This window comes from Kribbella sp. NPDC023855, from assembly GCF_040639475.1.
Lineage (GTDB): Bacteria > Actinomycetota > Actinomycetes > Propionibacteriales > Kribbellaceae > Kribbella.
In genome coordinates this window covers 647,384-668,779 of record NZ_JBFAAA010000001.1, presented here as the reverse complement: position 1 = coordinate 668,779, position 21,396 = coordinate 647,384, and the positions used below count along the sequence as shown (strand labels likewise).

At 68.5% G+C, this 21,396-nt stretch carries 23 protein-coding genes and 1 pseudogene; 7 read left to right on the top strand and 17 right to left on the bottom strand.

Annotated features, from left to right (window positions below):
* The first annotated feature begins 26 nt into the window (after nucleotides 1-26).
* Nucleotides 27-1,067 (top strand): LacI family DNA-binding transcriptional regulator, encoded by a 1,041-nt coding sequence (locus AB0F51_RS03050; RefSeq protein ID WP_360274560.1) that lies wholly within the window; start codon nucleotides 27-29, stop codon nucleotides 1,065-1,067.
* Here the strand turns inward: AB0F51_RS03050 and AB0F51_RS03045 are convergent.
* On the bottom strand, nucleotides 1,064-1,354 hold the full coding sequence (locus AB0F51_RS03045; RefSeq protein WP_360273157.1) for a helix-turn-helix transcriptional regulator: 291 nt from the start codon (nucleotides 1,352-1,354) through the stop codon (nucleotides 1,064-1,066). The genes AB0F51_RS03050 and AB0F51_RS03045 overlap by 4 nt on opposite strands.
* 67 nt (nucleotides 1,355-1,421) lie before the next feature.
* Here AB0F51_RS03045 and map point away from each other — a divergent pair, with 67 nt between their 5' ends.
* Nucleotides 1,422-2,192 (top strand): type I methionyl aminopeptidase, encoded by a 771-nt coding sequence (gene map, locus AB0F51_RS03040; RefSeq protein WP_360273154.1) that lies wholly within the window; start codon nucleotides 1,422-1,424, stop codon nucleotides 2,190-2,192.
* Here map and AB0F51_RS03035 read toward each other — a convergent pair.
* Nucleotides 2,176-2,742: a TIGR03086 family metal-binding protein gene (locus AB0F51_RS03035; protein ID WP_360273152.1), complete on the bottom strand. Its 567-nt coding sequence runs from the start codon at nucleotides 2,740-2,742 to the stop codon at nucleotides 2,176-2,178. The two genes, map and AB0F51_RS03035, sit on opposite strands and share 17 nt — an antisense overlap.
* Before the next feature lie 36 nt (nucleotides 2,743-2,778).
* Here AB0F51_RS03035 and AB0F51_RS03030 point away from each other — a divergent pair, with 36 nt between their 5' ends.
* Complete coding sequence (locus tag AB0F51_RS03030) at nucleotides 2,779-3,441, top strand: class I SAM-dependent methyltransferase (protein WP_360273149.1); 663 nt, start codon at nucleotides 2,779-2,781, stop codon at nucleotides 3,439-3,441.
* On the opposite strand, the gene AB0F51_RS03025 is transcribed toward AB0F51_RS03030, so the two are convergent.
* Nucleotides 3,402-3,941 (bottom strand): GNAT family N-acetyltransferase, encoded by a 540-nt coding sequence (locus AB0F51_RS03025; RefSeq protein WP_360273146.1) that lies wholly within the window; start codon nucleotides 3,939-3,941, stop codon nucleotides 3,402-3,404. The two genes, AB0F51_RS03030 and AB0F51_RS03025, sit on opposite strands and share 40 nt — an antisense overlap.
* Nucleotides 3,942-4,120: 179 nt before the next feature.
* On the opposite strand from AB0F51_RS03025, the pseudogene AB0F51_RS03020 reads away from it, so the two are divergent.
* Both AB0F51_RS03020 and AB0F51_RS03015 read left to right on the top strand, forming a co-directional pair.
* Nucleotides 4,121-4,366: pseudogene (locus tag AB0F51_RS03020) on the top strand (aminoglycoside phosphotransferase); the annotation flags it as partial.
* An 89-nt stretch (nucleotides 4,367-4,455) separates the two neighbouring features.
* Nucleotides 4,456-5,010 carry a phosphotransferase gene (locus tag AB0F51_RS03015; protein ID WP_360273144.1) on the top strand — a complete coding sequence of 185 codons (555 nt, stop codon included), beginning with the start codon at nucleotides 4,456-4,458 and terminating at the stop codon, nucleotides 5,008-5,010.
* Between the two features lie 364 nt (nucleotides 5,011-5,374).
* Here AB0F51_RS03015 and AB0F51_RS03010 read toward each other — a convergent pair whose 3' ends face one another.
* The 3 genes from AB0F51_RS03010 to cobT are packed head-to-tail and all read right to left on the bottom strand — an operon-like array spanning nucleotide 5,375 to nucleotide 8,531.
* The gene (locus AB0F51_RS03010) at nucleotides 5,375-6,178 is read right to left on the bottom strand and encodes an RNA methyltransferase (protein WP_360273141.1); all 804 of its coding nucleotides are present in this window, start codon (nucleotides 6,176-6,178) and stop codon (nucleotides 5,375-5,377) included.
* The gene (cobA, locus tag AB0F51_RS03005) at nucleotides 6,175-7,494 is read right to left on the bottom strand and encodes a uroporphyrinogen-III C-methyltransferase (RefSeq protein WP_360273138.1); all 1,320 of its coding nucleotides are present in this window, start codon (nucleotides 7,492-7,494) and stop codon (nucleotides 6,175-6,177) included. The genes AB0F51_RS03010 and cobA overlap by 4 nt, the downstream gene beginning before the upstream one ends.
* Nucleotides 7,491-8,531, bottom strand: a complete 1,041-nt coding sequence (gene cobT / locus AB0F51_RS03000) for a nicotinate-nucleotide--dimethylbenzimidazole phosphoribosyltransferase (RefSeq protein ID WP_360273135.1) — start codon at nucleotides 8,529-8,531, stop codon at nucleotides 7,491-7,493. The genes cobA and cobT overlap by 4 nt, the downstream gene beginning before the upstream one ends.
* Before the next feature lie 179 nt (nucleotides 8,532-8,710).
* Here cobT and AB0F51_RS02995 point away from each other — a divergent pair, with 179 nt between their 5' ends.
* Entirely contained in the window at nucleotides 8,711-9,247 is a 537-nt protein-coding gene (locus tag AB0F51_RS02995; RefSeq protein WP_360274557.1) for a YbhB/YbcL family Raf kinase inhibitor-like protein, read from the top strand.
* A gap of 47 nt (nucleotides 9,248-9,294) precedes the next feature.
* Here the strand turns inward: AB0F51_RS02995 and AB0F51_RS02990 are convergent, their stop codons facing one another.
* A complete protein-coding gene (locus tag AB0F51_RS02990) occupies nucleotides 9,295-11,454 on the bottom strand; it encodes a 3-hydroxyacyl-CoA dehydrogenase NAD-binding domain-containing protein (RefSeq protein ID WP_360273132.1) in 2,160 nt (719 codons plus the stop codon).
* Nucleotides 11,451-12,671, bottom strand: a complete 1,221-nt coding sequence (locus AB0F51_RS02985; protein ID WP_360273129.1) for an acetyl-CoA C-acetyltransferase — start codon at nucleotides 12,669-12,671, stop codon at nucleotides 11,451-11,453. Before AB0F51_RS02985 ends, AB0F51_RS02990 begins: the two co-directional genes overlap by 4 nt.
* Nucleotides 12,672-12,755: 84 nt before the next feature.
* On the opposite strand from AB0F51_RS02985, the gene AB0F51_RS02980 reads away from it, so the two are divergent.
* Nucleotides 12,756-13,496, top strand: coding sequence for a MerR family transcriptional regulator (locus tag AB0F51_RS02980; protein ID WP_360273126.1), 741 nt, complete (start codon nucleotides 12,756-12,758; stop codon nucleotides 13,494-13,496).
* A 24-nt stretch (nucleotides 13,497-13,520) separates the two neighbouring features.
* Here the strand turns inward: AB0F51_RS02980 and AB0F51_RS02975 are convergent, their stop codons facing one another.
* The 9 genes from AB0F51_RS02975 to abc-f all read right to left on the bottom strand — a co-directional run bounded on the left by AB0F51_RS02975 (nucleotide 13,521) and on the right by abc-f (nucleotide 21,386).
* Nucleotides 13,521-13,802 carry a DUF6510 family protein gene (locus AB0F51_RS02975; protein ID WP_360273123.1) on the bottom strand — a complete coding sequence of 94 codons (282 nt, stop codon included), beginning with the start codon at nucleotides 13,800-13,802 and terminating at the stop codon, nucleotides 13,521-13,523.
* On the bottom strand, nucleotides 13,799-14,554 hold the full coding sequence (locus tag AB0F51_RS02970) for a ferredoxin reductase (protein WP_360273120.1): 756 nt from the start codon (nucleotides 14,552-14,554) through the stop codon (nucleotides 13,799-13,801). Before AB0F51_RS02970 ends, AB0F51_RS02975 begins: the two co-directional genes overlap by 4 nt.
* Nucleotides 14,524-15,120, bottom strand: coding sequence for a molybdopterin-dependent oxidoreductase (locus AB0F51_RS02965; protein WP_360273117.1), 597 nt, complete (start codon nucleotides 15,118-15,120; stop codon nucleotides 14,524-14,526). Before AB0F51_RS02965 ends, AB0F51_RS02970 begins: the two co-directional genes overlap by 31 nt.
* Nucleotides 15,121-15,222: 102 nt before the next feature.
* A complete protein-coding gene (locus tag AB0F51_RS02960; RefSeq protein ID WP_360273114.1) occupies nucleotides 15,223-16,365 on the bottom strand; it encodes an acyl-CoA dehydrogenase family protein in 1,143 nt (380 codons plus the stop codon).
* Nucleotides 16,366-16,429: 64 nt separating this feature from the next.
* A complete protein-coding gene (locus AB0F51_RS02955; RefSeq protein WP_360273111.1) occupies nucleotides 16,430-17,554 on the bottom strand; it encodes a CaiB/BaiF CoA-transferase family protein in 1,125 nt (374 codons plus the stop codon).
* Nucleotides 17,555-17,588: 34 nt separating this feature from the next.
* A complete protein-coding gene (locus tag AB0F51_RS02950) occupies nucleotides 17,589-18,020 on the bottom strand; it encodes a hypothetical protein (protein WP_360273108.1) in 432 nt (143 codons plus the stop codon).
* Nucleotides 18,017-18,772: an NmrA family NAD(P)-binding protein gene (locus AB0F51_RS02945; protein ID WP_360273105.1), complete on the bottom strand. Its 756-nt coding sequence runs from the start codon at nucleotides 18,770-18,772 to the stop codon at nucleotides 18,017-18,019. Before AB0F51_RS02945 ends, AB0F51_RS02950 begins: the two co-directional genes overlap by 4 nt.
* Before the next feature lie 16 nt (nucleotides 18,773-18,788).
* Nucleotides 18,789-19,703 (bottom strand): RNA polymerase sigma-70 factor, encoded by a 915-nt coding sequence (locus tag AB0F51_RS02940; RefSeq protein WP_360273102.1) that lies wholly within the window; start codon nucleotides 19,701-19,703, stop codon nucleotides 18,789-18,791.
* Nucleotides 19,704-19,754: 51 nt separating this feature from the next.
* The gene (gene abc-f, locus AB0F51_RS02935; RefSeq protein ID WP_360273099.1) at nucleotides 19,755-21,386 is read right to left on the bottom strand and encodes a ribosomal protection-like ABC-F family protein; all 1,632 of its coding nucleotides are present in this window, start codon (nucleotides 21,384-21,386) and stop codon (nucleotides 19,755-19,757) included.
* Between the last annotated feature and the right edge of the window lie 10 nt (nucleotides 21,387-21,396).

Below are 21,396 nucleotides of genomic sequence, written 5' to 3'. Positions count from 1 at the left end.
GCCGCTAGGCTGCGCGGGTGAAGGGGATGCCGGGTGACTCCGGGGCCAGGCGGCCCGCCACGCTCGACGATGTCGCGCGTGCCGCGGGAGTCTCCCAGCCGACCGCTTCCCGGGTGCTGAACGGCTCCTCCCGCAAGGTCGCGGAGAGCTATCGCGAGCGGGTACTGCAGGCGGCCCGCGAGCTCGGGTACACCCCGAACCTGCCGGCCCAGGCGATGGCCCGCGGTACGTCGCGGACGATCGCGCTGGTGCTCAGCCTGATCTCCGACCCGTACTTCTCCGCGATGGCGGCCGAGATCATGAAGCAGGCCGAGGCGATCGGGCTGCACGTCTCGATCGCCGTCACCGAGCGGCAGGCCGACCGGGAGCTCGACCTGGTCCGGGAACTGCGTGGCCAGCAGCCGCGGGCGATCATCCTGGCCGGCACCGGGTACGTCGATCCGCCGTCGTCGGACCAACTCGTCGAGGAGTTGCAGCGCTACGAGGAGACCGGCGGGCGGGTCGTCCTGATCAGCCGGTCGGATCTGCCCTTCGAGACGGTCGACTTCGACAACCACGAGGGGTCCCGTCAGCTGGCCCGCGAACTGGCCGCCCTCGGCTACCGGCGGTGCCTCGTTCTTGGCAGTGGTACTCCCCTGCTGTCGATGCGGCAACGAGTCGAGGGCTTCGTGGCCGGCCTGGTCGAGTCGGGTGTGGAGGACGCCACTACTCGGGTGCACAACCCCGATTTCAGTTGGGTGGGTGCGCGGGAGTTCATGCTCGGGTTGAGCGATGCGGAGGTTCGCGAGCTGCAACTTGTCTTTGCCGTCACCGATGACATGGCGCTTGGGGCACTGGCCGGTTTGCGCGAGCGCGGGCTGCGGATCCCGCAGGACATCGGGGTAGCCGGCTTCGACGACATCAGCACGCTGCGCGACGTCGTACCGAAGCTGACGACTGTCCACGTTGACCTGACCGCCGTTGCTCAGGAGGCGGTCTACCGGGCCACCACGACGGACGCCGAGCTGACTCGCCGCACTGTCCCGGCGTACCCGGTGATTCGCGCCAGCACGCCGCCGGTGTTTTAAGAGGCTAGGCGCTGACCGGGGCTGGTGGGTTCGGCGCCGGGCTCGGGCCGGTTGATCTCTGCCCACACGGCGTCGAGGGAGAGGCCGAGGACGTCGGCGATCGCGGCGATGGTCGGAAAGGCAGGGGTCGCCACGCGGCCGGTCTCGATCTTGCGGAGCGTCTCCGGGGAGACGTGGGCGTCGAGGGCGGTCTCGAGCATCGAGCGCTCGCCCCTGGCGCGACGCAGCAGGGCGCCGAGGCGCTGTCCGCGCTCGACCTCCGCGGACGTGAGCGGCAGTCTGACCATGACCCGATGATAGTACCGGCATAGTATGGCCGGTATAGTTATTGGCTCCGCGTGTGAAAGGCGCCGCATGATCGAGATCCTCACCCCCACCGAACTGCCCCGGGCCAAGGCGGCAGGTGCGTTGGTGGCTTCCATTCTGCAGACGATGAAGAGCCGCAGCGCGGTGGGTACCAACCTGCTGGACATCGACCGCTGGGCCGCGGAGATGATCCTCGATGCCGGTGCTCAGTCCTGTTACGTCGACTACGAGCCGTCCTTCGGGCGCGGGCCGTTCGGGCACTACATCTGCACGTCCGTCAACGACGCCGTGCTGCACGGGCTGCCGCACGACTACACGCTGGCCGACGGCGACCTGGTGTCCCTCGACCTCGCGGTCTTGAAGGACGGCCTCGCCGCCGACTCGGCCATCAGCTTCATCGTGGGCGACTCCCGGCCCCCGGAGAGCGTCGCCATGATCGACGCCACCGAACGCGCGCTGGCCGCGGGGATTGCCGCCGCCGGCCCCGGAGCCCGCATCGGCGACATCTCCCACGCGATCGGCACCGTCCTCAGCGAGGCGGGCTACCCGATCAACACCGAGTTCGGCGGCCACGGAATCGGCTCCACGATGCACCAGGACCCGCACGTCTCGAACACGGGAAGGCCGGGCCGCGGCTACAAGCTGCGTCCTGGTCTACTGCTCGCCTTGGAGCCGTGGATCATGGCGGACACCGCCGAACTGGTCATTGACGACGACGGCTGGACCCTGCGCAGCGCCACAGGCTGCCGCACAGCCCACAGCGAACACACCATCGCCATCACCGACAACGGAGCCGAAATCCTCACGTTGCCGAGGTAGGGCGGCGGCCGAAGGCATCCAGGAGCTGGGACTGGACTGGGGCGTCCTGTGGCAGGGTGTCGCTGGCGCCGGCGCCGAAGGTGCCCATCGACTGCATTTCGCTGACGTGGGGTTTGACCATCGCCCAGAGGTTTTCGGTCAGTTGAGGGTCGAGGGTCGGGTCGAGGTCTGCGCCGATTGCTATGTCCCAGGCGTGCACGACGAGCTCGCCGAGGCGGAACCTCACGAAGGTTTCATAGGTGATGTCGCCGCTCGGATGGTGCAGCGGCCCGCCTTGGTCGGCGGCGGCGAAGGCGGCTCGCTGGGCTTCGCAGGAGGTGGCTAGCGCGGTCAGCGGGTCGGGGCCGAGTTGGTCGGTGTCCAGGCCGGCAGTCGCCTCGGTTGCGGAGGCGCCGTCCAAGAGGCGTACTGCGAAGATGTTGCCGGCAACGATGTGGTCGACGACCTCGCGGACTGTCAGGTCGGCGGGTGTGAGGTTGTCCCAGGACGCTGCCGGCACCGAGCTGGCGATCCGCATGAGTTGAGCATCAGCTGCCGCAAAGAGGTCCACGCCTCGTGAGGCTACCGGCGTCGGTACTGTCGAGGTATGTCTCGGGTCTTGGCCGCGATGGATCGGTTCAATGCTGCTCATCCGTGGTCTCACAACGATGCGTACGCGGCGTTCGTTCTGCACCATGCGCGGCGGGTCCGGGCTGGTGGTGGGGTCGAGGCTCTGGATGTGGGGTGCGGGACGGGGAGCCTTGTTCGGCGGCTTGCAGGTGTGTTCCCCGCTGTCACGGGGGTTGAGGCCGATGGCGCGACCGCGACGCTGGCTCGGCATGCGACCGCGGGTCTCCCCAACGTTCGCATTCTGACGCGATCGTTTGATGAGGTTGGCGAGGACCGGTACGACCTCATCACTTTCGTGGCTGTGGTACATCATCTGCCGTTGCAGGGCACGCTGGAGAAGGCGCGTGAGTTGTTGCGTCCGGGTGGGCGGCTCGTGGTGGTTGGCGTGAGCCGAGGGGTGCGGGCGGATCTCCCGTGCGAGGTTGCCTCGTTGATCCTCAATCCGATCGTGGGTGCTGTCGTGCATCCGCGCCGAGCTCGTGAGACTCCCGTGCAGATGACCGCTCCGACCGCCATGGCCGCGGAGTCGTTCGAGGAGATCGCCGGCACGGCTCGACACATCCTGCCGGGTGCGCGGCTCAGACGTGGGTTGTTCTGGCGTTACACGTTGTCCTGGACTGCTCCGCGCCAGGCTGCTTGAGTGATGGAGTAGACGACGGCGTCGAAGGATTCGCCGTCGGCTTCGAGGACGGCGTGGTGGTCGAAGGTCATCCCGATTCGCCTCATCACCTCGACGCTCTTGGTGTTCGGAGTGTCGGTGGATGCGAGGACCCGCGGCAAGTCGAGGTCGGTGAAGGCATAGGCCAGCCACGATGCTGCGGCTTCGGTGGCATAGCCATGACCCCAGTGGGCGCGGGCCAGGCGCCAGCCGATCTCCAGGTCGTCCGGGTGCCACGGCTCGCGGGTCAGCCCGCCCGCGCCGAGAAACGCACCGTCGGTACGCCGTTCGATGGCGAGGAAGCCGATGCCTTCGGCAACGTATTGCCGGTTGACGGCGGCCGCGATCTCGTCCGACTCGGCCCGGCTGAGCGCCTTGCCACCGAGGTACCGCATCACCTCGGGGTCGGCGTTCAGCTCGGCCCAGGCGGGAAGGTCGTCGTCGCGGAAGGGCCGGAGCAGCAGGCGAGCTGTCGTGCGCAAGAAGACCTCCAGGGCCGCTGATGGACTGCTTCTCGCACGATCCCACGTTCGCGGGCGCCGGCCCACCCTGTTGCCGGGCGGGAAATTCCGGTGCTTCGATGAACTGCGCGCCCTAGATTCGTGGGGTGATCAACGACGCACCGCCCGACCTTGCGCACCTCGGCACGCCGCTTGGGCCGATGATCCGCGTCGGCGGTGGGTTCGCGAACCGGCTGTACCGGCTCGACACCGATCAGGGGTCGTTCGCGGTGAAGGAGTTGAACCTCGCCGACCGGCGCTCGGCGTACCAGGTCGACTATGTGTTCAGGTTCGAGCAGGCGGCCTTCGCTGCCGGTATCCCGATGCCGGAGCCGATCTCGGCCGGGCAGCATCTGCTCGTCCACCGGTGGGTCGAGGGAGAGAAGGTGCCCGAAGCACCCGTCTCGGCGGCGTACGCGTTCGAGATCGGTGAGATCCTCGCGCGCCTCCACTCGCTGGACGTCGAGTGGACCCACGGGCCGAACGAGGACCCGGTGTGTCACGAGACTGGCCCGAGCTCGCCGAGCGGGCTGCGGCGACCGGACAGCCGTGGGCAGACGAGCTCGGCTCCCAGGTTGAGACGTTCCTCGCGATCGCCCAGTTCGTCCACACCTGCGAGCGCCCGGGCCCCGTCGTACTGACCCACCGGGACATCCAGCCGTGGAACCTGCTCGCTCGAGACGGTCGGCCGGTGCTGCTCGACTGGGAGCTCTCGGGGATGCTCGACCTAGCCGGCGAACTCGGCTCGACCGCGCTGAGCCTCGCGAAAGGGCCCGGCTTCGACGACATCGAGCCCGCCATCTTCCGCGCAGTCCTCGACGGCTATGTCGCCGGCGGCGGAGCACTACCGCCGCCGGGCCCCAGTTGGTTCGTCTACATCATCGGCGGCTGGTTGAGTTTCACCAGATGGAACATCCTCCGCTGCTTCACCACCGCCGAGCCAAGCACCGGCCCCGACCTCGCCCAGTCCCACGACTCCACCCGCAACGGCCTACGAGGCCTCCCCACCCTGTTCGCCCGACTCCCCAAACTCGAGACACTGCTCCCGTGACCGGGTTACCCCTGTAAACGCCAGGTTTGTGCCGAGCGACAGGCGATAGTCCTCGATTTCTGCCCGTCGGCAGGCTCGGTGAGCGTGCCCGAGTGCTCGGCTGCCGACTATGTCCTGTCGCTCGGAACAGCAAGCCGCGGTTGCGGCCACCACCGCGCCGGCGGAGTGCGGAGCATCCACCCGGTGGCTACGACGGACTGCGAACTTGCGCCCTGCGCCTCGCGCCTTGCATTCCGGATTCGGGCGCTCACGTCACGACGGGCTGGCGCCAACAGCTTTCACGGCAGCCTAGGTGCGACGGAGGAGCGCCGTAGCTGGGGGTGGGGAGCAGGGCGACGGAGGAGCCCGGCGTGGGAGGTCGGTTTTACGGGCGGGTGGCGTAGAAGGTTACTGCGGCTGCGGAGGCTACGTTGAGGGAGTCGACTCCGGCGGCCATGGGGATCTTGACGGTGAGGTCTGCCTGGTCCAGGACGTGGGGTTTGAGGCCGTGGCCTTCGGTGCCGAAGATGAGGGCTAGCTTCTCGTCGTGGCGGGCGGTGAGGTCGTCCAGGGTGATGGAGTTGTCGGTCAGGGCCAGGGCGGCGGTGATGAAGCCGTGGTCCTTCAGCACCTGCAGGGAATCCGGCCAGGCGGTCAGGCGGGTCCACGGGACCTGGAAGACCGTTCCCATCGAGACTTTGATCGAGCGGCGGTAGAACGGGTCAGCGCACGTCGGCGTCAACAGTACTGCGTCCACGCCCATCGCCGCGGCGGCGCGGAAGCCGGCGCCGACGTTGGTGTGGTCGACGATGTCGTCGAAGATGGCGATCCGCCGGCCACCGAGCAGCTCGTCCAGCCCGGCCGGCGGTCTGCGCCGGTACGACGCAAGTGCGCCGCGATGCACGTGGAATCCGGTGACCTGTTCGGCCAGCTCCTCCGTCACCACGTACACGGGTGTGGTTGGCCAGCGTTCCAGCACGTCTGCCAACGAGTCCAGCCAGCGCGGCGCGAGCATGAAGGAGCGCGGCTCGTACCCCGCCTCAGCAGCCCGCCGGATGACTTTGTCGCCCTCGGCAATGAACAGCCCGTGCTCCTCCTCGAGCAACCGCCGCAGATTCACCTCCCGAAGCTGCACATAGTCCGCCAACCGCTCGTCAGCAGCATCCTCGATGGTGATGAGCAAGCTCATGACTCCTCGGAGTCCTCGGAGTCCTCGGAGGAGGAGGCAGACTCGGCACCGGGCGCGGAGCCCGGGGCCGAGGCGGACGCGGAGCCGGGCGCGGACGCAGAGGCGGTGGTCAGGGTGGCGGCGACCTCGACAACGTTGCCTATGACGACGATTGCGGGGGCGCCTACGCCAGCCTCTGACATGGTCAAAGCGATGTCAGCGAGCGTGGAGGTGACCTGGTGCTGACCCGGAAGGGTGCCGTCGGCAATCGCGGCCGCGGGGGTTGCCGCGTCTTTGCCATTAGCAATCAGCGTGCTGGCGATGACCGGCAGATTCTCCACGGCCATCAGCAGAACGAGCGTGCCACGCAACTGCGCCAGTGCTTCCCAGTTGATCAACGAGTCAGGGTGTCCCGGCGGGATATGCCCCGACACCACAGTGAACTCATGCGTCACACCCCGATGCGTCACCGGAATCCCCGCCACCGCCGGTACTGCGATCGAGCTCGTGATCCCCGGCACCACAGTCCACGGCACGCCGGCCTCAGCGCACGCCAGAGCCTCCTCGAAGCCCCGCCCGAACACATACGAGTCGCCACCCTTGAGCCGCACCACCACCTTGCCCTGCAAGGCGCGATCGACCAGGATCCGGTTGATCTCCTCCTGCTGCGCCGACCGCCCTCGCGGCAACTTCGCCGCGTCGATCAGCTCCACGTCAGGATGCAATTCCTCCAGCAACGGCTGCGGCGCCAACCGATCGGCCACCACAACATCCGCCTCGGCCAGCAACCGCCGCCCGCGCACCGTGATCAGATCCGGATCCCCCGGCCCCCCACCAACGAGATACACCCCCGGCTGCTTGGCCAGCGAGTCCCGCGCACCGAGCGCACCCTCGCGCAACTCCTCCAAAATCGCATCGCGCACAGCCGCCGACCGCCGGTGATCACCACCACCCAGTACGCCGATGGTCACCTGATCGTGCTGCCCCGAGGCCGGCGTCCACGCGGTCGCCCGGGACCGGTCGTCAGAGCGCACGCAGAAGATCCGCCGCGACTCAGCCTCGGCCGACACCTGATCGTTGACCGCGGCATCATCCGTCGCGACCACGACGTACCAGGCTCCGTCCAGGTCGCCGGCGGCGTACCCGCGCTCGATCCAGCGCAGGTCGGGGTTGGTCAGCAGCCCCTCGATCGTCGGCGTGATGGCCGGCGAGATGACGTCGATCTGCGCGCCCGTCTCGAGCAGCCGCGGCAGCCGTCGCTGGGCGACGCCACCGCCGCCCACGACCACCACGCGGCGGCCGGTGAGCACGAGACCGGACAGGTACGGCGCGGTCACGCCTCGATCCCCGCCGACTCGAAGGTCGCCATCTCCGCGAGCGCCCGGACGGCACAGGTGAGGATCGGATAAGCCAGTACTGCGCCCGTCCCCTCCCCCAGCCTCAAGTCCAGATCCACCAGCGGCTGCAGACCCAGCGTCTTCAAAGCAACGGCGTGACCCGGCTCGGCCGAGCGGTGCCCAGCGATGCAGTAGTCGATCACCGACGGATGCAGCGCCTGAGCAACCAACGCAGCGGCACCCGCGATGACACCGTCCAGGATCACCGGCACCTTGTTGGCAGCCCCACCGAGGATGTACCCGGCGAGCGCCGCATGCTCCAGCCCGCCGTACGCCGCCAGCGCGGCCAGCGGCTCCGAAGCCGGTACGTCGTGCAACGCCAGCGCGTCCCGGACCACCTGGGTCTTGTGCGCGAGTGTGGCGTCGTCGATCCCGGTACCCCGGCCGGTCACCTCTTCGGCGGTCCCACCGCTGAACGTCGCGATCAGCGCTGCGGAAGCAGTCGTGTTGGCGATCCCCATGTCGCCGGTCAGCAGGCACTGGTAACCGTCCCGCACCAGCTTGTCCGCGAGTTCGAAGCCGACGGTGAGGGCCGCCAAGACCTCTTCCGCCGTGAGTGCCGCAGCGACCGAGAGGTCCCTGGTCCCGGCGCGGACCTTCGCGTGCACGATGTCCAGCTCGGCGACGTCCGTGGCCACCCCGACGTCGACCACCCGGACGTCCACCCGGTTGTTGGCCGCGAACGCGTTCACCGCGGCGCCGCCGCCGGCGAAGTTCGCGAGCATCGCCGCGGTGACCTCCTGCGGCCAGGGCGAGACGCCCTGCGCGTGCACACCGTGGTCGGCGGCGAAAACCGTCACAACGGCCGCGGTCGGGACCACGGGCGGGCAGAGCCCGGTCATCCCGGCCACCCGGACCGACAGCTCCTCCAGTACGCCGAGGGAACCGGCCGGTTTCGTCAGCTGCAGCTGACGCTCCGTGGCCGCCCGCATCGCGGCCTCGTCGGCCGGACCGATCCTGGCCAGATACTCCTCCACCGCTGATCCCTCCATCCGAGCGGTCGCCTGGACGCGACCAGCTCCGATCTTCGCATCCCGGAGCCGCGGTACTGGCCAGGGTCCGCTCACTGACCGCGGTGGTGCGCGGCAGACCGCCGTGGCCGAGCCAGTAATGTCGGATTCACCACATGTCCGCGAGATCGCAGGAGGCCCACCAGATGTCGCTCCACCGGCCAGTCGCACCGGACCCGTACCAGCTGCTTCCCGAGGTCGGCTCGTTCACGGTCACCAGTACCGACGTCACCGACGGCGAGCAGCTCGACGAGGACTTCGTCTTCGCCGGCGGCAACAAATCCCCGCAGCTCAGCTGGGAGGGCTTCCCGGAGGAGACCAAGGGCTTCGTCGTCACCTGCTTCGACGCGGACGCGCCGACCCCGTCCGGTTTCTGGCACTGGGTCCTGGTCGGCCTGCCGACCACGGTGACCGAGCTGCCGACCGGCGCCGGCACGACCGAGCGGCTGGAGAGCGGCGCCTTCCACCTCCGCAACGACTACGGCGCCAAGGCGTACGGCGGCGCCGCCCCGCCTCCTGGCGACCACGTGCACCGGTACTACTTCGTGGTGCACGCGATCGACGTCGAGGCGCTCGACATCGACGGCGACGCCAGCCCCGCCGTAGTCAGCTTCAACCTCGCCTTCCACACCCTGGCCCGCGCCATCATCACCCCGACGTACCAGATCCCCGCCGAAAGCTGAGCGCCCGAGCGCGGCTCCGGAGATCTCCGGGGCCGCGCTCCTCGGCGTCAGGCGAACTTCTCGCCGGCCTCCGCCTTGGTGACGAGGAGGGCCGGCGGTTCGAAGCGAGGGCCGTAGATGGCGGCCAGTTCTCGTGCGCGGGCCACGAAGCCGGGGAGGCCGCCTTGGTAGGCGTTGATGTACTGGAGCGCGCCGCCGTGCAGCGGCGGGAAGCCGATGCCGAAGATCGAGCCGATGTTGGCGTCCGCCGTCGAGCGCAGGACGCCCTCCTCGACGCACTTGACCGTCTCGAGCGACATCGCGAACGCCATCCGCTCCTGCAGGTCGGCAAACGGTAGGTCGACGTCCTCGCGGACGAAGTGTTCCCACAACCCGGGCCACAGGTGCTTCGGTCCGTCCGCCGGGTAGTCGTAAAAACCGGCGCCGGCCGCCTTGCCCTTGCGGTCGAACTCCGTCACCAACCGGTCGGCCACCGCCATCCCCGGGTGGTCGTCGAACGCGCCGGCGTTGTCCCCAGCGGCCCGGGCCGCGTCGCGGATCTTCATCGGCAGCGTCAGGGTGACCTCGTCGAGCATCGCCAGCGGCGGCGCCGGGAAGCCCATCTGCGTCGCCGCGCGCTCGATCGTCACCGGGTTGACGCCCTCGGCCACCATCGCCGCGCCTTCCATCACCAGCGTGCCGAACACCCGCGAGGTGAAGAAGCCGCGACTGTCGTTCACCACGATCGGCGTCTTCTTGATCTGCCGGACGACGTCGTACGCCTTGGCCAGCGCGCGGTCGGACGTCTTCTCCCCCACGATCAGCTCGACCAGCGGCATCCGGTCGACCGGCGAGAAGAAGTGCATGCCGACGAAGTCGTCCGGCCGGTCGATGCCCTCGGCAAGTGAGGTGATCGGCAGCGTCGAGGTGTTCGAGCACAGCAGCGCGTCCGGCTCGACCACACCCGCGATCTCGGCGAACACCTTCTGCTTCAGCTCCTCGCTTTCGAACACCGCCTCGATCACCAGGTCGCACCCGGCCAGGTCGTTCGGGTCCGCGGTCGGCGTGATCAGGCTCAGGAACGCCTCCGCCTTGTCCGCCGTACTGCGGCCCTTCTGCACCTGCTTGGCCAGCAGCTTCTCGGAGTACGCCTTGCCCTTCTCGGCCGCCTCCAGCGAGACGTCCTTGAGCACCACCTCGATGCCCACCTTGGCGCACACATATGCGATCCCGGCGCCCATCATCCCCGCGCCGAGTACGCCGACCTTCCGGGCCCTGTACTCCGGTACGCCGGCCGGCCGCGACGCCCCGGCGTTGATCGCCTGGAGCTCGAAGAAGAACGCGTTGATCATGTTCTTGGCGATCTGCCCGGTCGCCAGCGAGACGAAGTACCGGGACTCGATCCGCGAAGCGGTGGCGAAGTCGACCTGGCTGCCCTCGACGGCCGCGCTCATGATGGCCCGCGGCGCCGGGTACGGCGCACCCTTGAGTTGCTTGCGGAGATTCGCCGGGAAGGCCGGCAGGAACGCGGCCAGCTTCGGCGAGGACGGCGTACCGCCGGGGATCTTGTAGCCGTCGCGATCCCACGGCTGCTTCGCGTCACCGTCGTACGAGTCGATCCACCGGTACGCCGCGGCGAGCAGCTCGTCGGCCGGGACTACCTCGTCGACGATGCCGACCGACTTGGCGTGCGCGGGCTTCATCCGCTGACCCTGGAGCAGCACCTTCATCAGCGCGTCCTGCAGGCCGAGCATCCGGACGGTGCGGGTGACGCCGCCACCGCCGGGCAGCAGGCCGAGCGTCACCTCGGGTACGCCGAGCTCGACCCGGTTGTCGTCGGCAACGATGCGGTGGTGACAGGCGAGCGCGATCTCCAGCCCACCGCCGAGCGCCGAACCGTTGATCGCGGCAACGACCGGGACGCCGAGGGTCTCCAGCACGCGAAGCTGACGCTTGACCTCCTCGACCGTCTCGAAGACCTCGGCGGCGTTCTCCGGCTGGATCTGGGACAGCACCTGAAGGTTGCCACCGGCAAAGAAGGTGGACTTGGCGCTGGTGATGACGACGCCTTTGAGGTCGGCCTTCTCGGCTTCCAGCCGCTCCACCGTCGCGGCCATCGCGCCGAGATAGGTGTCGTTCATGGTGTTCGCCGAGGCGCCCGGGTCGTCCATCGTGAGCGTCACGGTGTACTTTCCAGGGCCGTCAGCGTCCTGGGTCCACTTGATCATGCCGCAAGCCTCTCGATGATGGTCGCGACGCCCATGCCGCCGCCGACGCACAGGGTGGCCAGACCGTAGCGCAGCTCGCGCCGCTCCAGCTCGTCCAGCAGGGTTCCGATCAGCATCGCGCCGGTGGCGCCGAGCGGGTGACCGAGCGCGATCGCACCGCCGTTGACGTTCACCTTCTCGTGCGGGACGCCGAGATCCTTCATGAAGTGCAGCACCGCGGCCGCGAAGGCCTCGTTCATCTCGAACAAGTCGATGTCGCCGACCTCCAGTCCGGCCTTGGCCAGCGCCTTGCGGGCGGCCGGCGCGGGACCGGTCAGCATGATCGTCGGGTCAGTGCCGCTGACCGCCGCGGCGACCACCCGGCCGCGCGGCGCCTGGCCGAGCGCTTCGCCCGCCTTCTCGTTGCCGACGGCAACCAAAGCGGCCCCGTCGACGATGCCGGAGGAGTTGCCGGCGTGGTGCACGTGGTTGATCCGCTCGACCGTCACGTACTTCTCCAGCGCCACCGAGTCGAACCCGCCGTGCTCACCGATCGCGGCGAACGAGGCCGGCAGACCGGCCAGCGTCTCGACCGAGGTGCCGGGCCGGACCAGCTGGTCGTGGTCCAGGATGCGCAGGCCGTTGCGATCGTCCACCGGTACGACGGAGCGCGCGAAGTACCCGTTGGCCCAGGCCTTGGCGGCCCGCGCGTGGGACTCGGCGGCGTACGCGTCGACGTCGGTGCGGCTGAACCCGTCGAGCGTGGCGATCAGATCGGCGCTGATGCCCTGCGGGATGAAGTTGGTCTGCATCGCGGTCTCCGGGTCCATCGCCCAGGCGCCGCCGTCGGAGCCCATCGTCACCCGTGACATCGACTCGACGCCGCCGGCCAGGATGAAGTCCTCCCAGCCCGAGCGGATCCGCTGGGCCGCCTGGTTCACGGCTTCCAGACCGGAGGCGCAGAACCGGTTGAGCTGGACCCCGCCGGTCGTCTCCGGGTAGCCCGCCGCCAGGACCGCAGTACGGGCGATGTCCATGCCCTGGTCGCCGATCGGGGTGACCACGCCCAGAACGACGTCGTCGATCGCCTCTTCGTCGAGTTCGGGGTGTCTGACCCGCAGCTCCTGGAGCAGGCCGGTGACCAGCTGGACCGGCTTCACCTCGTGCAGCGCGCCGGCCGCCTTGCCCTTGCCGCGCGGTGTCCGGATCGCATCGTAGAGAAAGGCTTCAGTGCTCATGGGGATCCCGTCGGTCGAGTCGTCCTGCTGATTGTGACAGTTCTGGTGTCATGATCGTCAAGGGGGCCTCGTATGATCTCCGCCATGTCAGAAGTCACCGCGGACGAGGCGACCCTCACGGTCGACGAGCTGTCCGCACGGGTCGGGATGACCGTGCGCACGCTGCGCTTCTACGCCGGCCGCGGCCTGATCCCGCCACCGGTACGCCGGGGGCGGGTCGGGTACTACGGTCCCGAGCACATCGCCCGGCTCGACCTGGTGCGGGAACTGCAGGCGCACGGCTTCACCTTGTCGGCCATCGAGGGCTACCTCGACCGGATCCCACCGGACGCCACTCCGCAGGACATCGCCCTGCACCGGACCCTGCTCACCCCCTGGATGCGCGACCTGCCCGAGACGCTCGACCGGACAGCGCTGGTACGGCGTACCGGCCGGGAGTTGAGTGACGACGACATCGAGATGCTGGTCGCGCTGGGGGTGGTCGAACCGACTCCCGACGAGGACGTCTTCCAGGTTGCGACGGCCCACCTCAGTCTCGGCGTCGAACTGCTCGACCTCGATCTGCCGGTCGAGGCGGTGCTGGCCGCCGGCCGGATCTTCGCCGAGCACGGCCGCGCACTGGCCGAGGAACTGACCGAGGTGTTCCGAACCAAGGTCTGGCCGCACTATCGCGACTCGGGCGGTCCTCCGGAACACATCCAGCAACTCGTCGAGCGCTTCAAACCCGTCACCATCCAGGGCCTGGTCCTCGCCTACGAACGAGCCGTCGGCGAAACCCAACGCGACACAGTACGCCGCTCCGGCACTAAGCCACCCCGCCGCTGACATCGACGTCGGCGAAGACCTGCCCTAGTCGGCGGTTGGGTTGGTGAAGCGGAGGTAGGTGAGGCCGCGGAGGTCGAGGTAGGTGTCGGTGGGGGTGGTGACGACGCGGAGGAGGACTTCGTCGCAGCCGATGCAGCGGGCGACCATGCCGGGGGCGTCCAGGTAGACGCGGGTCTCGGCGAAGGCGCCGGTTCGGCCGCAGCTGGTGCACTGACCGATGGCGGCGGTGACGTCGACGGCGAAGAGCTCGCGGAGCATGCCCGCTGCCGCGTTGCCGTCCAGATGGGTGGGAACGTCCGCGGTCATCGCGGTCCTCCTGTCGGTCCGAAGCGTTCGGTTCTGACACGGGCCGGGTCGTGCCCGGCCGCGACGAGCAGGTCTGCCACGGTTTCGACGAACGGTGTCGGCCCGCAGACGTACGTGGTCGGCTCGTCTTCCGGCCGGAAGGCCACCGCGTTGAGCAGCTCCGCGTCGACGCGCGCCGGTGGGCGAGTCTCGCCTGCGGGCGCCTCTCGGGTGTAGGCGAAGGTGATCTCGACGTCCTCGGACGCCGCGAGCTCCTTCAGTTCGGGCACATAGATCACCGACGCCGGCCTGCGTACGGAGTACAGGAGTCGTGCCGGGGTGGTGCTGCGGGCGGCCGCGTGGGCGCGCAGCATCGCCATCAGCGGTACGACGCCCGAGCCTCCGCCGATGAGCTGGATCGGGCCCTCCTGCTCGGGTTTCCAGACGAACCAGCCGCCGACCGGGCCGCGGATCTCCAGCGGGTCACCGACCTTGAGCACCTCGACCAGGTACGGCGAGACTTCGCCCTCCGGCACCTGTTCGACCGTCAGCTCGATGGTCGTGCCCGTCCAGGCCGAGGCGATCGAGTACGACCGGGACGCGCGATAGCCGTCCGGCGCGGTCAACCGGACGTCCAGGTGCTGCCCGGCCAAATGACCCGGCCAGTCCGGTACGTCGAGAACCACGGTCCGGGCGGTCGCCGTCTCGGCCCGTACTTCGGTGACGGTGCCGACCTGCCAGGTCAGTCGCCGGCGTAGCGCTGTTCTTTCCATGGGTCTCCGTACTCGTGATAACCGGCCGTTTCCCAGAAGCCCAGGTCCTCGCTGTCGGACAGAACCAGGCCGCGCACCCACTTGGCGCTCTTCCACAGGTACAGGTGCGGCACCAGCAGCCGGGCCGGCCCGCCGTGCTCCGCGGCCAGCGGCTCACCGTCGTACTCGTAGGCGATCCACGCCTGGCCGTCGAGCAGGTCCTCGAGCGGCAGGTTGGTCGTGTACCCGCCGTAGGCGTGCACCATCACGTAGTCGGCAGCCGTCTCGACATCGGCCAGCAGGACGTCCATCGAGACGCCCTTCCACTCTGTAGCGAGCTTGGACCACCGGGTCACGCAGTGCAGATCCTTGGTGATCTCCTCGCTCGGCAGCGAGGTCAACGCCGACCAGTCCCACCGGGTCACTTCACCGGTCTCGGTTGCGACGGTGAACTCCCAGTGCTCCGGGAGCACACGCGGAGTCGGCCCTGCCGACAGGACCGGGAAGTCGTGAGTCAGGTACTGCCCCGGCGGCAGGTCGTCACCACCCCGCCGACGACCGGTGAACCCAGGCGACACGATGCCCATCAGCGGACCTCCTTCAAACTGAAACCGCTCCCGGCAGTCAATCACGAACTGCCGGGATTCCACGGTTTCTGCAGGCCCGTGGTTTCTCCGGGCCGGCGGTTTCTAGAGGCCCATGGTGCGGCCGATGATTTCCTTCATGATCTCGGTGGTGCCGCCGTAGATGGTTTGGATGCGGGTGTCCAGATAGGCCTTGGCGATCGGGTACTCGGTCATGAAGCCGTAGCCGCCGTACAGCTGGAGGCACTTGTCGACGACCTTCTTCTGCAGTTCGGTGGTCCACCACTTGGCCATCGCCGCCTCGGAGACCGTGAGGGTGCCGGCGTTGAGCTCCTCGATACAGCGGTCCACGAAGACGCGGGCGATCTGGGTCTCGGTCGCCAGCTCGGCCAGCACGAACCGGGTGTTCTGGAAGGAGCCGATCGGCCGGCCGAACGCCTGGCGGTCCTTCACGTACTGCACGGTCGTCTCGAGCACGCTCTCGCAGGCCGCGGTGGCGACGACCGCGATGGTCAGCCGCTCCTGCGGCAGCTTCTCCATCAGGTAGACGAACCCCTTGCCCTCCTCGCCGAGCAGGTTGGTGGCCGGGACCCGGACGTTGTCGAAGAACATCTCGGCGGTGTCCTGCGCCTTCAGGCCGATCTTGTCCAGGTTGCGGCCGCGTTCGAACCCTTCCGCTCCGCGCTCGACGACGATCAACGAGATGCCCTGGTAGCCGGCGTCCGGGTCGGTCTTGGCGACGACGATGACCAGGTCGGCGAGGATGCCGTTGGAGATGAACGTCTTCTGGCCGTTCACGATGTAGTCGTCGCCGTCGCGCCGGGCCGTCGTGGTGATGCCCTGCAGGTCGCTGCCCGCGCCGGGCTCGGTCATCGCGATCGCGGTGATCAGCTCGCCGGAGCAGAACTTCGGCAACCAGCGCGCCTTCTGCTCCTCGGTCGCATAGTCGAGCAGGTACGCCGAGACGATGTCGGTCTGGATCGTGAACCCCGGGCCGCTCGCCCGCGCCTTGGTCAGCTCCTCCATCACCACGGCGTTGAAGCGGAAGTCACGCGCGCCACCACCGCCGTACTGCTCGGGCATCATGAAGCCGAGCAGGCCCGCCTGACCGGCCGCGGTCCACAGTTCGCGCGGGACGATGCCGGCCTCCTCCCAGCGCTCGTGGTGCGGCACGATCTCCTTCTCGCAGAAGGCGCGCGCGGTCTCCCGGAAGGCATCGTGATCGGCGTCGAAGAGGTGACGTTCCACGGGCGGGTCTCCTTGGGGTCGATCATTAGGCCTTGCTGGTCGGCTTGGGGCTGGTCGGCTTGGGTTAGTCCGCTTGTACTGCGGCGCCGGAGGCGAGGAGGTCGTCGACTGCTGTGACGCCCCACTCCGCCAGGGCCTCGCGGGTGTGCTGGCCGGGTCGTGCCGGGGGGTGGTCGAGGTGCGTGGGCGTTCGGGAGAAGCGCGGCGCGGGAGCGGGCTGGCGGACGCCGTCGCGGTCAACGAAGGTGCCTCGGGCAACGAGATGCGGGTGGTCGCCCGCCATTCGTAGTACGGGTGAGACGCAGGCGTCGGTGCCGTCGAAGAGTTCGGTCCACTCGGCCTGTGTGCGCTGGGCGAACGTCTCGGTGAGGAGCTTGTGCAACGCGGGCCAGTTGGCGACGTCGTACCGGTCGGGCGCGTCGATGCCGAGCAGGCGGATCAGTTCGTCGTAGAAGCGCGGCTCCAGCGCGCCGACGGCCATGTACTCGCCGTCGGCGGTTTCGTAGACGTCGTAGAACGGGGCGCCGGTGTCGAGCAGATTCGCACCGCGCTCCTGCTTCCAACTGCCACCGGCCAACGCACCGAGCAGCATCGTGGTGAGATGCGCCGAGCCGTCGACGATCGCCGCGTCGACCACCTGCCCGCGTCCGCTCCCCCGCGCTTCGAACAGAGCGGCCAGTACGCCGACCACGAGGTAGAGCGAGCCACCTGCGAAGTCACCGAGGAGGTTCGCCGGAACCTGCGGCGGCCCGCCGGCGCGACCGATCACATGTAGAGCACCCGACAACGCGAGGTAGTCGATGTCGTGCCCAGCCGACTGAGCAAGCGGCCCGTCCTGCCCCCAACCCGTCATCCGCCCATAGACCAGCTTCGGGTTGACCTCGTGACAAGCATCAGGCCCGAGCCCGAGCCGCTCGGCAACGCCAGGCCGGAAGCCTTCAACCAGTACGTCGGCGCTTGCGACCAACTCCAGAACGGTCGCAACAGCTTGCGGGTTCTTCAGGTCGAGCGCGACACTCCGCCGCCCACGATTCACCAACTCCAACTCCGGCGGCCCCATCGCGAGCCCACCACCAGGCCGGTCGATCCGCAGTACGTCGGCCCCCAACTCGGCCAGCAGCATGCAAGCAAACGGCGCCGGCCCAATCCCGGCCAACTCGACAACCTTCACCCCATCCAGCGGCCCCATACACCCCATTGTGACAGTAAAACTGTCACAGTCGTCAAGTCACCTTCAGCTTGAGCGCCGCTGGGAGGAGGGCGAACGGGAGGAGAACCGACAAGATCGTGACGGCGAGGAGCAAGGCAGAGAGGCTTGGTGACTCGGGGTTCAGGTGGTGGGCGTGGAAGGCGAGGTGCGAGATCGAGTAGGCGAGGTAGGCCAAGAGCGCGACGAGCACCAGCCGACGCTCCAACCAGATCGCAGCGGCGGTCAGCACGATGCCGATCCCCACCGTGGTGCTGCCGAAGTCGCGGAAGAGATGCTCGCTGTACGGCGGAGTCCAGTCGACCGTGGGCACGTCGTTGTAGAAACTCGCCGGGAACGCCAAGGTCCACATCCCGACGACCAACTGGACTGCCGTCAGACACAGCAAGCCAACTCGTAGCGCGGCCGCGGTGGCGGGCTGGCCGGCTCGTGCGTTGGGGGCGCTCATTTCCCAGCCCTGCTCGGGAAGCGGTCGGTGAGGTAGGCGGTGAAGGTTTTTTGGCCGAAGGGTGGGGTTTCGGGGAGGGCGGCGCCGGTTGCGTAGGCGTGGAAGGTTTTGCCGGGGAGGTGGAGTGGGAGGACTGGGCGGTGGGAGTTGGTGGCTTGTTTCCAGAGGTGGGTCAGGGCGGGGAAGGTGAGTTGTTCTGGGCCGCCGATGTCGGGGGCTCGGCCGGTGGGTGGGGTGGTTGCCAGGGTGGTCAGGCGGGTGGCTACCTCTTCTACGGCGATGGGTTGGAGCTTGATGGCGGGGGCCAGCAGGGCGGGGAAGAAGCGTTGGGCGGTGAGGAGTTGGTCGATGAGGTTGTGGAACTGGGTGGCGCGCAGGACGGAGTACGGGAGGGTTGACTGCTCGACGAGGCGCTCGACTTCGAGTTTGTGGCGGTAGTACGGGAGCGGGATGCGGTCGATGCCCACGATGGAGACGACGATCAGGTGATCGATACCGGACGGGCGCAGAGCGTCGATCAGGTGCTGGGTCTGGACAATGTCGGCGCGGCCGAGGCTGGTGGCGAGGTGGATCACGGTGTCGACGCTGTTCACCGCTTCGCGCAGGCCGGTGCCTTTCGTGAGGTCACCGGTGGTCAGGCCGGGGCCGCTGCGACGGCTCAGCACCCGGACGTCGTGTCCGGCCGCGCGCAGGGCAGTGACCGTCGGGCGGCCGAGGGTGCCGGTTCCGCCGGTGACGAGGATGGTTCGCATGGTGGTTTCCTTTCGGTCACCAGCCCAGACCGGACACCCCGCCGATTCGTGACAACTGTTGCTCGACGTGGCCGAGCTTGTCCGGGTTCATGGCGAGTTCCAGGCTGCTGAGCTCGTCGCCGGCGAACTCGAGGAACACCACAGCCCGGACCCCATCGGGGCCGACGGCAACGATGACCGGCTCGCCGTTCGCCTGCGCGAAGTACGGGAGGACGCCCGCGCCGAAGCGCTGCAGGGCGCCGACCAGGTAGCGCGCGACGTGGTCCCGGCCGGTGACCGGGTTGCGGGCGGCGGTGACCTTGCCGCCGCCGTCCGCGCGGGAGACGACGTCCGCGGCGAGCAGCGACTCGAGTCCCGCGATGTCGCCGAGCTGGGCGGCGACGAGGAAGCGCTCGACGAGTTTACGCCAGTGACTCGGGTCGACCTGGTGCGATCGCTGATCGGCGGCGACGCGCTTGCGCGCTCGTGAATGGAGTTGCCGGGCGTTGCTCTCCGTCGTACCGATCAGGTCGGCGATCTCGCGGTGGGAGTAGGCGAAGGCCTCGCGCAGGACGTACGCCGCCCGCTCGGCCGGCGCGAGCTTCTCGAGCACGGTCAGCAACGCGAAGGAGACGGACTCACGCTGCGCGATCTCGTCGAGCGGACCGAGGTCGTCGAGCTTGCCGCCGGTCAGGACGGGTTCGGGCAGCCACGGTCCGACGTACGTCTCGCGACGCGCGCGGGCCGAGGTGAGCTGGTTGAGGCAGAGGTTGGTGACGGTCTTCGCGAGAAAGGCGGCGGGCTCGCGGACCGTCCGATGATCGACGGCCTGCCAGCGCAACCAGGCGTCCTGCAACACCTCCTCGGCCTCGCTCGCCGACCCGAGCATCCGGTAGGCGATCCCGAACATCCGCCCCCGATGCCGCTCAAACAGCTCCAACTGCTCACTCACCAGCCCATCTTCACAGCCGAAGCCGACCGTGCGGCCAGCGGGATTGCGACGTCAGTCACGGTCGGGTGCGGCCGTCTCCAGCAGTTGCCCGTCCTTCAATCTGAGCCAGCGGGAAACGTTGATCTCGGCAAGGAAGCGTTCGTCGTGGCTGACCACCACGAAGGCTCCCTCGTACGCGTCGAGTGCGCTCTCCAACTGGCTGACGCTGACCAGGTCGAGGTTGTTGGTGGGCTCGTCGAGGAGGAGCAGTTGCGGGGCGGGTTCGGCGTACAGGACGCAGGCGAGGGTGGCGCGGAGGCGTTCGCCGCCGGACAGGACGCCGACCGGGAGGTGGATCCGTGGGCCGCGGAAGAGGAAGCGGGCCAGGAGGTTCATCCGGTCGGCTTCGAGCATGGTCGGGGCGAAGGTGGTGAGGTTCTCGATCACCGTGCGGTCGAGGTCGAGGAGATCGAGCCGCTGCGACAGATAGGCGATCCGGCCGTCGGCTCGCTTGAGCAGACCCGCGTCGGGCTCGAGGTCGTCGTTGATCAGCCGCAGCAGGGTGGACTTGCCGGCGCCGTTGGGGCCGGTCAGGGCGATGCGTTCCGGGCCGCGGATCGTGAAGTCGAGGCTTTCGAAGATCTTGCGGTCACCCAGGCTGACCTCGAGTCCTTCGCCGAGGAACAGGGTGCGACCGGCAGGGACATTCGTGCCGGGCAGTTGCAGCGCGATCTTCTGGTCGTCGCGGACGGCCCGGCCGGCCTCGTCGAGGCGCGCCTTGGCGTCACTGACCCGCGAGGTGTGCATCTCGTTCGCCCGGCCGGCCGACTCCTGCGCACCCCGCTTCATGTTCCCCGCGAAGATCCTCGGCAGGCCGGCGTTGCTGAGGTTCCTGCTCGCTTGACTGGCTCTGCGGGCCGCACGCTCCCGGGCCTGCTGCAGCTCGCGCTTCTCGCGCTTCACCTCCGCCTCGGCGTTGCGCACGTTCTTCTCGGCGACCTCCCGCTCCACCCGCACGGCTTCCTCGTACGCCGTGAAGTTCCCGCCGTACGACCGGAGCTCCCCCCGATCCAGCTCGGCGATCCGGTCCATCTGGTCGAGCAGGACGCGGTCGTGGCTGACCAGGAGCAGGCAGCCGTTCCAGTCCGCCAGTACGTCGTACAGGTTGCGCCGGGCAACGAGGTCGAGGTTGTTGGTGGGCTCGTCGAGCAGGAGCACGTCCGGGCGCTTGAGCAACTGCGCCGCCAGGCCGAGCGAGATGACCTGGCCACCGCTCAGGGTGCTCAGCCGGCGCCCGAACTCCAGTCCACCGAGGCCGAGCCGGTCGAGCTGAGCGGTCGTCCGCTCCTCGATGTCCCAGTCGTCGCCGACGGTCGTGAAGTGTTCTTCGGCGACGTCACCGCTCTCGATCGCGTTCAGTGCCTGGATGATCGGCGCGATGCCGAGGACTTCGGCAACGGTCAGATCACCAACCAGTGGAAGGGTTTGCGGCAGGTAGCCGACCACGCCCTCGACGGAGACACTGCCGCCGCGCGGCTTGAGCTCGCCGGCGATCAGCTTGAGCAGGGTGCTCTTGCCGGCCCCGTTCGGCGCGACCAGGCCGGTCCGGCCGGCACCGACGGTGAACGAGAGCCCGTCGAACACCGGGGTGTCGTCGGGCCAGGAGAAAGAGAGGCTGGAAACGACAACAAAAGCGTCTGACATGCGGATGACC